Source organism: Pontibacter sp. FD36 (assembly GCF_015686655.1).
GTDB lineage: Bacteria > Bacteroidota > Bacteroidia > Cytophagales > Hymenobacteraceae > Pontibacter.
In genome coordinates this window covers 190,302-204,794 of record NZ_JADPMP010000001.1, presented here as the reverse complement: position 1 = coordinate 204,794, position 14,493 = coordinate 190,302, and the positions used below count along the sequence as shown (strand labels likewise).

The 14,493-nt window shown below is 50.4% G+C and carries 9 protein-coding genes; 5 read left to right on the top strand and 4 right to left on the bottom strand.

Going from position 1 to position 14,493, the window contains the following annotated elements; all coding sequences use genetic code 11:
* Nucleotides 1-106 precede the first annotated feature (106 nt).
* Together I0P70_RS00860 and I0P70_RS00855 are read left to right on the top strand one after the other, a co-directional pair.
* A complete protein-coding gene (locus I0P70_RS00860) occupies nucleotides 107-751 on the top strand; it encodes an O-methyltransferase (RefSeq protein ID WP_196114324.1) in 645 nt (214 codons plus the stop codon).
* A 342-nt stretch (nucleotides 752-1,093) separates the two neighbouring features.
* The gene (locus I0P70_RS00855; RefSeq protein WP_196114323.1) at nucleotides 1,094-3,679 is read left to right on the top strand and encodes a LysM peptidoglycan-binding domain-containing protein; all 2,586 of its coding nucleotides are present in this window, start codon (nucleotides 1,094-1,096) and stop codon (nucleotides 3,677-3,679) included.
* 71 nt (nucleotides 3,680-3,750) lie between these two features.
* Here I0P70_RS00855 and I0P70_RS00850 read toward each other — a convergent pair whose 3' ends face one another.
* Nucleotides 3,751-5,079, bottom strand: a complete 1,329-nt coding sequence (locus I0P70_RS00850; protein WP_196114322.1) for an MFS transporter — start codon at nucleotides 5,077-5,079, stop codon at nucleotides 3,751-3,753.
* A gap of 226 nt (nucleotides 5,080-5,305) precedes the next feature.
* Here I0P70_RS00850 and I0P70_RS00845 point away from each other — a divergent pair, with 226 nt between their 5' ends.
* On the top strand, nucleotides 5,306-6,391 hold the full coding sequence (locus I0P70_RS00845; RefSeq protein ID WP_196114321.1) for a mechanosensitive ion channel family protein: 1,086 nt from the start codon (nucleotides 5,306-5,308) through the stop codon (nucleotides 6,389-6,391).
* Between the two features lie 487 nt (nucleotides 6,392-6,878).
* Entirely contained in the window at nucleotides 6,879-10,502 is a 3,624-nt protein-coding gene (dnaE, locus tag I0P70_RS00840; RefSeq protein ID WP_196114320.1) for a DNA polymerase III subunit alpha, read from the top strand.
* A 100-nt stretch (nucleotides 10,503-10,602) separates the two neighbouring features.
* Here dnaE and I0P70_RS00835 read toward each other — a convergent pair whose 3' ends face one another.
* The gene (locus I0P70_RS00835; RefSeq protein ID WP_196114319.1) at nucleotides 10,603-11,193 is read right to left on the bottom strand and encodes a DUF3575 domain-containing protein; all 591 of its coding nucleotides are present in this window, start codon (nucleotides 11,191-11,193) and stop codon (nucleotides 10,603-10,605) included.
* A 370-nt stretch (nucleotides 11,194-11,563) separates the two neighbouring features.
* On the opposite strand from I0P70_RS00835, the gene trxA reads away from it, so the two are divergent.
* A complete protein-coding gene (trxA, locus tag I0P70_RS00830; RefSeq protein ID WP_007656205.1) occupies nucleotides 11,564-11,890 on the top strand; it encodes a thioredoxin in 327 nt (108 codons plus the stop codon).
* Nucleotides 11,891-11,972: 82 nt separating this feature from the next.
* On the opposite strand, the gene I0P70_RS00825 is transcribed toward trxA, so the two are convergent.
* Both I0P70_RS00825 and I0P70_RS00820 read right to left on the bottom strand, forming a co-directional pair.
* Entirely contained in the window at nucleotides 11,973-12,470 is a 498-nt protein-coding gene (locus I0P70_RS00825) for a DUF421 domain-containing protein (protein WP_230391916.1), read from the bottom strand.
* Nucleotides 12,471-12,511: 41 nt separating this feature from the next.
* Nucleotides 12,512-14,440, bottom strand: a complete 1,929-nt coding sequence (locus I0P70_RS00820; RefSeq protein ID WP_196114318.1) for a hypothetical protein — start codon at nucleotides 14,438-14,440, stop codon at nucleotides 12,512-12,514.
* Between the last annotated feature and the right edge of the window lie 53 nt (nucleotides 14,441-14,493).

The following is a 14,493-nucleotide window of genomic DNA, read 5'->3' as shown; positions in this document are numbered from 1 at the left end:
GTGGAGCCATTAATTAGGATTTCACATCTGGATGATTTATAGTCTGGAGATACACCTGTTTTAAACAATTAGCCATTCAACCATCAACCATTTAACAATTTAATAGATGGAATTCCTAGACGAAGAACTACAGCAGTATGCAGAGGAGCACACCTCACCGGAGTCGGAGCTGCTGCACAAGATAAACCGCCAGACGCACCTGAGCGTGATGAAGCCGCGCATGCTGTCTGGTCATCTGCAAGGGCGCCTGCTCTCCATGTTCTCCCACATGATCCGCCCGAAACAGATTCTGGAAGTGGGCACCTACACAGGCTACTCTGCCATGTGTCTGGCCGAAGGACTTCAGGAAGACGGCACGCTGCACACCATCGATATCAATGAAGAACTCGAAGACATGGTACGCGGCTACATCAAAGAGGCAGGTTTGAGCGAGAGCGTGAAATACTACATTGGCAATGCGCTTGAGATCATCCCAACCATAGACGCCACTTTTGACCTGGTATTTATCGACGCCGACAAGTATAATTATGCCACTTACTATGACCTGGTGATTGACCGGGTACGATCGGGTGGTTACATCATAGCCGACAATGTGCTCTGGAGCGGCAAAGTGCTGGCCAAGCATCGCAAAAAGCTAGACGAAGACACGGCGGCCCTCCTGGATTTCAATAAAAAAGTGCAGGATGACCCTCGGGTAGAGAACATTCTGCTGCCCGTGCGGGACGGGTTGATGGTTGCCCGAAAGAAGTAAAAGCAACAGAGAAGGTGGCAGCAATGCCACCTTTTTTATTTAGATCAAGTATAGCTCACCCCCTTTAGGCATAGCATAGTAGGTATAATCTTCCTCCGCCTGCTCCTATGCGGTATTCATCTGTCAGCTCCCGGCTGCACAGGCTACCGACTTATCCACAGCGAAAAATTTCTCCTAAATTACTTCGTTCTAAGCTTTAGAATGAGCGACAAATTGCGTTAATTTTGCAAGCGTATCTCTATATAGAGAACATACTATACCTTAATGAGTTATCAACATCTGTTTCAACATATACTGTAGCCTTTTTGTGGATAGCTTCGCTTATTTTACTCCTTTACCTTTATGAAGAGACCATTACCATTATTACTGCTCCTGCTTCTGCCACTGCTTGCTATGGCACAAACTGTCACCGTGCCTCACAACCTGTATTTCGGTGACATTCACCTGCGCATTTCACCCAAAGCACAGGAGGAGATCCAGAAAAAAGTAGACGCCCTGCACCGCAGCCCAAAGTACTTCCAGATGAAGGTGGAGCTGGCGGATGCCTATTTTCCATTGATCGAGCGCACTTTCCAGGAAGAAGGCGTTCCGGATGATTTCAAGTACCTGGCCCTGCAGGAAAGCGGCTTGCGCGGCGATGCCGTGTCCACATCTAATGCGGTTGGTTACTGGCAGTTCAAGAAAGAAGCTGCCCTGGACTTTAACCTGCGCATGGACCACATCGTGGATGAGCGTCGGCATATTGTAGAGGCCAGCCGTGGTGCTGCCCGTTACTTTAAGCGCAGCAACAACTTCTACAACAACTGGTTCAACACGCTACTCTCCTACTACCATGGTTACTCTGGCGCCAAGGCCTATACCAAGGAGTCGGACAAAGGGAGCAAGAAAATGGACATAACCGAAAAATCTGACCCATACCTGCTGACTTTCCTGGCGCATAAGGTAGCTTATGACAGCTTTATCGGAAAGAGCGCTCCACCAGTGGTTTCACTGCGTGAACTGCGCGCCACTCCCGGACAGAGTCTGGCTGATATCGCACTGGCCTATCAGACTGACCCCTCTGAGCTGGAGAAGTATAACAAGTGGCTTTTGGGGGGCACCATACCTGCCGATAAAGACTATTATGTAATGCTACCCATACGCCATACAACTGAGCCAGGTATAGTGGCGTCAACTGAGCCGGTTCGTACAGCACCTGCCCGCCAGACGGCTGCCGCACCGGCAGCAGGCAGCATCATCAAGCGCAACAACCTGAAAGCAATCGTAGCCGGCAAAGGCGACACCAAAGACAAACTGGCACTAAAAGCTGGTATTACAACCCGCAAGCTTCTTCGCTTCAACGACATGCGCGACTTCGACAAGTTTGAGGAAGGCGAAGCTTATTACATTGAGGCCAAACGATTGAATGCTGACAAAGAGTACCACGTCGTGCAGCACGGGGAGACCATGCAGGAAATTGCCCAACTCTACGGCATCCGCATGGATTACCTACAATTCAAAAACCGCATGAAGCGTGCTGAGGTGCCGGTACCGGGCCGTGTGCTCTGGCTACAGAAACGTCGTCCGGCCAAGGTAGCCATTGAAGTGCGTGAGTTGAAGTCTGTGCCTGCCAGCAGCAAGCCAGTGATGGCTGCAGCTGAAAATACGCCTCAAACTGCCACTGCTTCTGCCAGACAAACGAAAGCAGAACCTGCATCGAAAGAGCCTGCGGCGCAGAAAGATGATTTCCTGACCCGCTTCAAAAGAAACTGGAACAAACTGAAAGGCCAGGCAACGGAGCCTGAGCAACAGGAAACACAAACGGCTGCCACAACAGAGCAGGCAGAAGAAATTGCTACTCCTCCAACACCTGTAAAGGAAACAGCACCAGCCACAGCCAAGGAGGAAACAACAGCTGAGGTAGCGACTACCACGAAGAATGATTCGGTGCCTGCACCTGCCATGAAGGCACCTGAGCAAGGGGTAAAAGCTGCAGAACCTAAACCAGAGCAGAAGGCGGCAACACCAGCAGCTACTGAAAAACCAAAAACTGCGGCACTATACCCTGGCAAGAAAGCCCAGGAAACCGAAGAGCAGAAAGCAGTGATTAAGGAAGCGCAGACCGAAGAGACGGAAGAGGAAAATGCGGAATGGGCAGCGGGTCTGAGCGAAGATGTATTTGTTGGCTTCTCTGGAAACGAGGAGATAGAAACAGAAGAGGAAGTAGTAAAAACGGTTGAAGCTGCCAGCACGGCACGTGAAACTCAAAAAACTACTCCTGCGAAAGCTGAGCCAGTTAAAACAGCAGCTGCCAAGCCTGAGCCAGTTAAAAATACACAGGCCAGCACACCAGCTAAAGAAAAGGCTGCTCCAGCAAACAAGCCAACCCGCCACATAGTGAAGCAAGGCGAGTCCTTGTGGGCCATATCAAGACTATACGCTGTGACTGTAACTGATATCACGACCTGGAACAATCTGGGTGATGCTCCAATCAAGATCGGTCAGGAACTCATCATCGCAGAGCCCCTCACAGTACCTGAGGAATCTGCTCCTAATGCTGCGGCGAAGTCAGAAGCGCCAACTGCTGAAGAAAAAACAGAGATCCATACGGTAGCATCCGGTGAGTCGCTTTATGTGCTTTCGCGCAAGTATAATGTGACGGTGAACGAGCTGAAGGCGTGGAATAACCTTTCCAGCTCAGCGCTCTCTATTGGGCAGCAATTGCGCGTGACAGCTCCAGCCGACGCAGCAGGGTCGAATGAAGACCTGGAAGAGTCTCCAGCAGAAACTTTTTCAGGTGCCAGCACCCAACACACGGTGGTATCCGGCGAGAGCCTTTACCAGATTTCCCGCAAGTATGGCGTCACCATTAAGGACATCATGGAGTGGAACGGCAAATCAGACTTCAACGTGAAGCCCGGCGACAAGCTGACCATCAAAAAGAAGTAGAATTCTAAATTATCAAACCAAAAGAGCCAGCTGTTGCAGCTGGCTCTTTTGGTTATAAGGTATAGCTACACCTAGCGCTTTCCCGGAGGGGCCGTCAGTTTGGAAGCTGTACGTAGTCCTGAGGCAATTTCCGGCACGATGCCAAGACGCTCGTAGATAGGCTGCACCATCAAGCGCAGGCGCTTCAGGTTCCAGGCGAAGGGGATGACACTCACAGCACAAAGCAGGCCGCAGCCCAGCAAGGTATAGGCCACTCCGATCTGCTCTGCCACGGAGCCGGCCAGCATGCTGCCAAGCGGCGCCATTCCCATAAAGGCAGTGGCGTAAAGGCTCATCACACGCCCCCGTTTGTCATCATCCACCAGTGTTTGCAACAGGGTGTTGCAGGAGGCCATCGTCACGATCATACCAAAACCGGTAAACAGCATCAGCACCAGCGATAGCCAGAGTATTGTAGAGAAAGAAAAAGCCATCAGCGCCGTACCGAACAAGGTCATGGTGAACACGATCACCTTGCCAAGCCCGATTACAGACTTGCGTTGCGCCAGGAACAGCGCACCTGACAAAGCTCCTAAACCGGATGCGCCCATCAGGTATCCCAGCGTGTTGGCACCACCCTGCAATATATCCCGGGCAAACACCGGCAGCATTACACTGAAAGGCATGCCGAAGAGGCTGATCAGGCCCACGATCAGTATAAGCGCCCGGATGGGTGGAAAGCCGAAAGCATAGGAAAAGCCATGCCGAAGCGACTCCCACACGTTGCCCTGACGCACTTCTTTTACAAAAGGCTCCAATCGCAGCATCAGCAAAGAGGCCAATACGGCAATATAACTCACCGCATTGATCAGGATACAAACCCCCTCTCCTACCCAGGCAATCAGCAACCCGGCGATCGACGGTCCAACCAGGCGGGCCATGTTGAACATAGAGGAATTGAGGGCGATGGCATTGCTGATGTCTTCGCGCTTTTCAACCAACTGCACCACAAAAGCCTGCCGGGTGGCGATATCAAAGGCATTGATCGTGCCGAGCAGCGCCATCAATACCAGCACGTGCCATACCTGTACGGTGTCGGTGAGTACCAGTGTGGCCAAGGTACCCGCCTGTAGCATTGATAAAAACTGCGTGACCAGTAGCACGTGGTGGCGGTTGAACTTATCGGCCAGCACACCAGCGAAAGGCCCCAGCAAAAAAGAAGGGATCTGGTTGGCAAAAGTGACAGCACCCAGCAGGAATACCGAGTCGGTGAGGCGGTAGACCAGCCAGCTAATGGCGATTTGCTGCATCCAGGTACCGATCAGAGAAATTCCCTGACCTGTAAAGAACAGCCGGTAGTTGCGCGAGCGCAGCGCCCGGAACATCCCCCCCAGCTTCCCTGAATCTTCTGCTTCTGCCATACCTGTTTTACGCTTATACCTGTTCGTGCATTAAACATGCTTACGGGCTGCCCCATGCCCAAAGTTTAAACAAATCTTTTAATCCCCGGCTAAATCACCACCAAAATGTGAAAAGCCTCTTATCTGCTTTTGTGCAATTGCTTGTTTGAACCGCCGTATACTTGGCACAGTCTTTAGGATTTATTTATATTTTGTAACTTTAAGCTTCATCAAATCACCCGAGTACATGAATGACCTTTTAGATAGAGTCTATTTCCACAATACTGTCCAAGATTACCTGATTGCCTTTGCCATCATCCTGCTGGGCTCGCTGCTCATCACCATTTTCAGGCGCTCCGTTCTGATCCGCATCCGAAAGTGGACCGAGAACACCAATAATCACTTCGACGACTATGCAGTGCAGAGTTTTGCCCGCTTTGGCGTGCCGATCGTGCACTTTATTGTCATATACCTTGGCATCACCTCCCTGAACCTTACCCCGAGGATTGCCGGTATCTTCCAGATTGCCATTACTGTGGCCGTTACGTTCATGGTCATCCGGTTTATCACGACCACGCTGGTGATGTTGGTCCGATCCTACTTCAAGAGAAAGCACCATGACCGCAGCAATGCCAACGAGATTGGGGCCATCAGCCTGATCATCAACATGGTGATCTGGTTTATCGGCATTGGCTTCCTGTTCGATAACATGGGCTATGACCTTACGGCCATTATTGCCGGCCTAGGTATAGGCGGTATCGCCGTGGCGTTGGCCGCACAGAACATCTTAGGTGACCTTTTCAACTACTTCGTCATCTTTCTGGACCGGCCCTTTGAAGTGGGTGATTTTGTTGCGCTCGGCGATAAGAGCGGCACCATTGAGCATATCGGTGTGAAAACTACGCGCATCAAAAGCCTGACAGGAGAGCAGCTGATCATTGCCAACTCCGACTTGACCAGTTCCCGCATTCACAACTACAAGCGCATGGAACGTCGCCGTATCCAGTTCGGTATCGGCGTAACCTACGAAACGCCTGCCGATAAGGTGGAGGCTATACCTGAGATCATCAAAGAGATCATCACGTCACAGGAACTGGCCGAGTTTGACCGGGCGCACTTTTCCTCCTACGGCGACTCCTCCCTCGATTTTGTGATTGTATACCATGTGCTGTCTTCCGATTTCAATAAGTACATGGACACGCAGCAGGCCATCAACATGCAGCTGTTCCGGGAATTTGAGAAGCGCGGTATTGAATTCGCCTACCCTACCCAGAAACTTTATGTGGTGAATGAGAAGCAAATGGTTGGGAATGAAGCGGAGCGGATGTTTTAGTACTTGACCAATTTGAATTTGGAAATGCGAAACCGTATCCTTGAAGTCAGGGTCCTTTTATCCTAAGGGAATAAGTTCTAAAACTAATGTCATTCTGCAAAGAAACTTGTTTAAAATAGAGGGCCCCCACCCCCTGGAGGTTAAGCCTATGCTACTTGCGGGGTAGGGGCCCTCTATGACCAAGATCCTTACAGGATGACAAAAAGAGAGAATGAAACAGTCTTGCTCTCAAGCAGTGAGTTTACTTTAAGGCCTAAATTGGAGAAGCACTAACCTAACATTTTGAAGTCCAGACAATGGTAATATAATAGAGTGCGGCGGGACTATTTCCGTCGCGTTTTTGTTTTGCAGCAGGGCTGTTTTTGGTTTGGGCAGCCGATCAATTTTCCGTAATTTTAACATCCCGAAAATGACCGATAGTTTAAAAAGAACTATTCATGCGTGTCATTCTAAATTCATCATTCGTCATTACTAATTCTCTATAGTCTTGCCTGTTTTTTCGCACTTACACACCCATACCCAGTATTCCCTGCTCGACGGTCAGGCCAGCATCAGCGCACTCATGAAAAAGGCGCAGGCTGATGGCATGCCCGCCGTCGCCATGACCGACCACGGCAACATGTTTGCCGCCTTCAACTTCGTTAACGAAGCCAACAAGTATAACGTGAAGCCGATCGTGGGCTGTGAGTTTTATCTGGTGAAAGACCGTCACCTGAAAACCTTTACCAAGGAACAGAAGGACGTGCGTCACCACCAGTTGCTACTCGCCAAGGATCAGGAGGGCTACCAGAATCTGGCGAAGCTCTGCTCTCTTTCTTACATCGAAGGGGTATACAGCAAGTGGCCGCGTATCGATAAGGAACTGCTGCTCAAGTACAGCAAAGGCTTGATTGCGACCAGCTGCTGCATTGGCGCCGAGGTGCCACAGGCGATTCTGTGGAAAAGCGAGGAAGAGGCTGAGGAGATATTCAAGTGGTGGCTGGACGTGTTCGGTGAGGATTACTACATCGAGATACAGCGCCATGGCCTGATGAACATCGATGGTACGGGCAAAAGTCAGGAGGACATCAACCAAGTACTACTGAAGTGGGCAAAGAAGTATAACTGCAAGGTAATCTGTACCAACGACACCCACTACGTGGACCAGGAGGACTGGAACGCACACGACATCCTGCTTTGCGTGAACACAGGCGAAGACCAGAGCACGCCGGTGGGTGACTTTGCCACGAAATATTACCGCTTCCTGAGCGACGACCAGAAGGTGATTTACGACACCGTGGAGAATGTGCGCAGCAAGTATAGCAACCAAATGAGTGTGCGCCAGATGTTGCAGCGCATCGACGAAGCTGGTCCGAAGACCCGTTTCGGTTTTCCCAACGACCAGTTCTACTTCAAGACGCAGGCCGAAATGAACCAGCTGTTCAAGGACGTGCCCGAAGCGGTGGACAATACTAACGAGATCGTTGACAAGATTACGCCGCCCGTTCTGAAGCGCGATATCCTGTTGCCGAACTTCCCGATTCCGCCGCAGCACGCCGACGCTGACGATTTCCTGCGTCACCTGACCTACGAAGGAGCTGCCAAGCGCTATTCTGAAGTTACCGCTGAGGTGACCGAGCGACTCGACTTTGAGCTGCACGTGATCAAGACGATGGGATTTGCCGGTTACTTCCTTATCGTGCAGGACTTCATCAACCGTGGCCGTGACATGGGCGTGTTTGTGGGGCCGGGTCGTGGTTCTGCCGCTGGTTCGGCAGTCGCCTACTGCATCGGTATCACCAACATCGACCCGATCAGGTATAACCTCCTCTTCGAGCGATTCCTGAATCCGGAGCGTGTGTCCATGCCTGATATTGATATTGACTTTGACGACGTGAACCGCCAGCGCGTGATCGACTATGTGGTGGACAAGTACGGCAAAACGCAGGTAGCTCAAATCATCACTTTCGGTACGATGGCTGCCAAATCGTCGATCAAAGACGTGGCCCGTTCGACCTCTCTGCCACTGGCCGAGGCTAACGAACTGGCCAAAATGGTACCTGAGACGCCGGGCACCACGCTGGCCAAGGCCTTTATGGAGAACCTGGAGCTGGCTGCCATCCGCGAAGGTGACGACGCACGCGCTGCCGTACTGAGGCTGGCTGAAAAGCTGGAAGGCTCGGTGCGCAACACAGGTATACACGCAGCGGGCGTCATCATCGCCCCTGACGACATCACCAATTACATTCCTGTTTCGACCTCCAAAGACTCCGACCTGCTCGTGACGCAGTTCGATGGCAAGGTGATCGAGAGCGCAGGCATGCTGAAGATGGACTTCCTGGGTCTGAAAACCCTGACCATCATTAAAGACGCCATGGAGCTGATCAAGAAGAACCACGGCGTAGAGATCGACATCGACAACATTCCGATAGACGACGAAAAGACCTACGAGCTGTACCAGCGCGGCGACACGATCGGTACGTTCCAGTTCGAGTCGGAAGGTATGCGCATGTACCTTAAGGACCTGCAGCCGACCAACATTGAAGATTTGATTGCCATGAACGCCCTTTACCGTCCGGGCCCGATGCAGTTCATCCCGAACTTCATTAACCGCAAGCACGGCAAAGAGGAAGTGGAATACCCGCACGAGCTGCTTGAGCCGATCCTGAATTACTCGTACGGGATCATGGTATACCAAGAGCAGATCATGCAGACGGCCCAGATTCTGGCCGGTTACTCACTGGGTGGTGCCGACTTGCTGCGCCGTGCCATGGGTAAGAAGGACATGAAGAAGATGGCCGAGGAGCGTGAGAAGTTTATTAAGGGAGCGGCAGAAATGCATAAAATCCCGGCTAAGAAGGCTTCGGAGGTGTTCGACGTGATGGAGAAGTTCGCCCAGTACGGCTTCAACCGTTCGCACTCCGCCGCTTACTCGGTGGTGGCTTACCAGACCGGTTACCTCAAGGCCCACTACCCTGCCGAGTACATGGCGGCGGTGCTGACCAACAACATGAACGACATCAAGAAGGTGACGTTCTTTATTGAGGAAGCCCGCAAGCAAGGGGTGGCGGTGTTGGGTCCGGACGTGAACGAGTCCCTGCTCAAGTTCAACGTGAACGAACAGGGGCAGATCCGTTTCGGTCTTGCCGCCATCAAAGGCACTGGCGAAGCGGCCGTAGACGCCATCATTTCAGAAAGAGAAAAGAACGGCCCGTATCAGGATCTCTTCGACTTCTCGAAGCGCATTAACCTGCGTGCCGTGAACAAAAAGACCTTTGAAAGTATGGCCTTGGCCGGGGCCTTCGACTCGTGGGGACTCTACCACCGCGCCCAGCTGATGGAAGTGCCGGAAGGCGAAAACATCAGCTTGCTGGAGAAGGCGGTTCGCTACGGCAACAACTATCAGGCAGAGCAACAGGCGGCGCAACAGTCGCTGTTCGGGGGAAGTGCCGCCGTGGCTTCTCCGCTACCGAAGATCCCGGAGGTACAGGTATGGACGCAGGCCGAAATGCTGCGTCGCGAGAAGGAAGTGGTGGGTTTCTACATTTCGGGCCATCCGCTCGACCAGTTCAAAATGGAAATCGACTCCTATTGCACTTCCGCTTTGGCTGACATCGCCAACCACAAAAATAAGGACATCAACGTAGCCGGCATGGTGTCTGAAGTGGTAATCAGGACAGCCAAGAATGGTAATCCTTTTGCGCTGTTCTCCATCGAAGACTACGACACTACACTGCAAATGGCGCTGTTTGGGGAAGATTATATGAAGTTCCAACCATACTTGCGACAGGGGCTATACCTGTTCATCAGGGGTAAGGTGCAGCTCCGCTATAAAACCGAAGATCAGTGGGAGCTCAAGCCAACCAACATCCAGCTCCTGGGCGACGTGATGGACAAGATGGCGCAGGGCGTGCAGTTGAATGTAAACTTGCAGTTGCTTACCCCGAATGTAGCTGAGGCTTTGGAAGAAGCCATCGCGACCAGCCCGGGCCAGAAGCGACTCGAGATTACCCTGCACGTACCAGACGAAAAGCTGGTGCTGCCGACTTACTCCCGTAAGTATCGCATTGACCCGAAGGTATTCTTGGGTCAGGTGAAGGACTTGGGACTGGGTGAGTGTAAGCTGTTGTAATTGATTTGAAAATTTAGGGATGGGGAGATTCAGAGGCGAATCTCTCCTGCCTCTTTAGGTATAGGAAAGGTATGCTGCGGAAGTGGCATACCTTTCTGCTTTAAAAGGCGTAGCCGAGTGACATACCTAGCCGAAGGTCATAGGGTGAGGGTTTGTGATACTCTATCTCTTCCTTCGTATAATTTGATTTACTGATCAGCTTTTGGTGAAAATGATAACCTATTCCCCAGAACAGATCAATAGTAAAACCTTTAGGCTTCACTTGCTGGTATCCTATTATTGCTCCAGCGCCATACCCTGCCCATTGCTCGTATTCCCGGTCGGGTTCGCTGAAAAGCCAAAAGCCATTTCCTCCTTCTCTTTCATTATTTATGCGCAAGCGGTACTTCAGGTATGGCCCTGCATAAAATTCGTTGAGAGATTTTCCCTTCGTATAGAATTTAAAATCGGATGTGAGCGCATACGTAGAAGAAAAATCGTCTTTCATCAAAGTGAGTCGCCTCGGATAAGCGGTAGCTGTTAATGCCCCTGCAAAATGTGGGGTGATATGCCGCTCATAAGACACATTAAAAGACCCAATAAACAGAGGTATCATATTAAGCTTAAACGCATTGGCTCTTTGAAATCTACCATCTTCCTCCTCGGTATCTTGCGCGCAGACTCCCCGGCTTATAAACAAAGACAGAAACAAAGCTAAAATGCACCTAATCATCATCGAATCGTCGGGTTAAAAGCTTTATAAAACCAGGATCACTAAAAAATAGCCATTACCAGTGTATCCTCTTTTAACTAAAGATACTATGTTGAGTTGCTGAAAAGTCCTTTGCATGCTTCATTTTTAGCGCTGACGTACTTTTGCAACTTTTAGCTGCAACATTTGTTTATACAAATAAATATACCCTCGGCTTGCAAATCCGTATGTATAAATTCTAAATTTGCAGCGGGAACAACCCGAAAACAGGACAGCTTGTCAGACAAACCCAGTTTGGGCTCAAATTTGAGAAGCTAGTAAATGTTACTATATTTAAAACACAGAATTTAACCAACAAAACGTTAAAGTTATGGCTAACAAAGCATTAGAAATCACTGACGCTAATTTTGATGAGATCATCAATTCAGATAAACCAGTATTGGTAGACTTTTGGGCAGAGTGGTGCGGTCCGTGCCGCATGGTAGGCCCAATCGTAGAAGAGCTGGCTGGCGAGTACGAAGGCAAAGCCGTGATCGGTAAAGTTGACGTAGACGCCAACCCACAGACATCTGCTAAGTTTGGTATCCGCAGCATCCCGACATTGCTCGTTTTCAAAAACGGACAAGTGGTGGACAAGCAGGTGGGCGCTGTGCCAAAGAACGTTCTGGCTCAAAAGCTAGACGCTCAGATGGCCTAAGTATCCATCTAATTATAAAAAAGGCAGAAGCCTCTCCCATCCAGGAGAGGCTTCTGCCTTTTTTATGCAACATGTATAAGCTTCAGGAATCTTTCTTGATAATTGTAATGTCACCACTGCGTTCCAGGCAGGCGTATTCAATTTCGTCTCTGCTTGTCACTCCCCCCTGTCGCATAGCCTCCTCCAGATCATTTTCCGTCAGGTTATTTTCCTTCAGTTTATCTTCCAGCACCTCCCCATGCTTAACGAGCATTACAGGCCGGCCTTTAATGAAGTTACCTAAAGGCCCGGAAGTACTAAAGGCTAGAAAAGCCAAAAACCGGTGTAGCAGCACTAACACCAGCGCCGCACAAAGTGTGGGAAAGAAAGGCGAATTTCCCGTGATGGCACGGCTCAGGATAGAGCCATAGATGATGCCCAACACGATATCAAAGGCTGTATGCTTACCAAAGATACGCTTGCTGCCAATACGCATGATGACCAGAGCGGCAATGAAAACGACCACCGCCCGTATGGACATTTGCCACCAGGTTACTCTGTCTTCGCCTGTTCCGAGAATAATTTCGAAAAAATTCTCCATATTCTCCCAACGGCAGAAGCAGCGGGATTGTTATGAGTCACCTATTGGCATTCACAGAGCTTTTTGTCGAGCTGGCAGAGCATGGCATAATGCTGCTCCACCTCCTTCATCAGGTTATTCAATTGCTTGTTGTAGGCTTGCACCTGCTGTAGACGTGGGTTCTCAGGTTCGTTCTTGGCAAGGGTGTCCAGTTCTTTGATAGTAGCTGCAAAAGCACTGCTCTTTTCCCCCAGCTTGGTATAGTATTGGTCCATGCCATTGTCGGAACTGGCCACCGCTACAGCCTGCAGGTTATTGTCGAAGCATAGCTGCCAGCGCAGGTGTCGTAGTACCTGCTGTTCGGCCGCACTCTGTAGCTTGCCCATTTCTTTGGTTTCCTCTTTTAGCCTGAAGCTTTCATAGCGCTTGTTGTAGTCGCTCACCGCATCACGCACCTTATCGCGGCAGCTAAGGCAGTTACTCGTATTGGCCTTGTCCTGCAGGGCATTGCGCATCGATAGCGTTTCGTCAGAGGCTTGGGCATCGGTCAGCTTCTTCACCTCTTTCTCAAACACTTCACGGTACTGCATGTCCTCCAGCCTTTTGGTCAGGCGTACGATGGCCTCTCCCTCTACCGAAGCTGATAGATAGTCGGCACGCGGCAACTCTACTGAAGACAGCCTCGCCAGCGCAGCTTCCCGTTTAGCCGGTGTATCCCAGGCTTTCGGGTTGTTTTCCAGCTCCTGAAGTGTATTCACCAGCAGCTTCGCGTTCTTTAAGTTGTGATCAGCATCCAGGTATAGGTCCGCATTGGCCATGATGGACTCGTACTCCGATCTGAAGATGTTCTTATAAGTACTGTTCTTATCAAACTCCTTTTCACGCGCCTCAAATGCAGTCTTCATGCGCTTGTACTCCTGCATGATGCCAAACAGGTTCTTGGCGTTGATTTCCGGAGAGTTGTTTCGGTAGTTGAGGCGGTAGGCATTCAGGTTTTGCTTCATCTCGGCAAAAATGCGCAGGTACTCTACATACAGCTTCTCCTGACGGTACGTCTCGTCGTTCATCAGCTTGGTGTCGTATGCTGTCTGTATCTTCTGCTTACGCTTCTCGATCAGGTCCATGGTCACTTCATCGCCTGTCAGCACATCTACTTTGTAGAGCGACTTGTAATTGGCCACTACGATATACGGATACTCCTTATAGCCAATGGCATCTTCCAACTGCTTTCGATCCAGCTTGTTAGAGTTTTTGCTCAGGTAATCGGCAAGCTTGGCAGGCTTCAGCGTGACGGTCTTCACACTGCCCGGCACCAGTACGTATACCTTCACGGAGTGCAGACGCGTGTCAAAATCCTGCCCTTCATAAAGACGGATTGTAGAACTAAACTTATACTCCTTCTTTTTAGCACGTGAGCCCAGCAGGTTACCAAACTCCCCTACCAGCGACATGACCGCTACTGACGGGTTGGTCAGGTTAGACAAGCTCACCAGCTGACTGGCCACCAGATTAAATACCTGGTCTCCATCCTGATTAGTAACCGCTTTGGCATTAATGGCTGCGTCGATACTGTTCTGGGCAGAGGTGAGCGGCATCTTGTCGATGATGCGCACCACTTCCAAGTGATCGCTCACTTGCGTATGGTAGTCGTTTTTGTCTGTATTGATATGAAAGTTGAAGAGCGGATACACGATCTGGTCGTTACCGAAGAGCTTCAGGTTCTTGAGCTGTGCCGTAATGAAGAGGTACTCCAGTTCGTAGGCATAGTTTTTCTTGCTCTTTTTCTTCACGCCCGACTCTAACTCATTGAGTACACGGTTGAATTGCCCGCCATTATAGAGGTAAATGTCAGTAGAGAGGTATTGCCACTCGTCCGAAAATTCAAATTTATCGTTGTAACTATAGCCCAGTCGGGTTTCGATATTCTGCTGGGCGAAGGCCTGGTGGCTAAGTACCAGCGCCATCACAAAGAGTGAGAAAATTTTCTTCATAAAATACGTAAAGCCGTTACAGGGGCGAATTCAGGTATAGCTTTTGCTTCTGA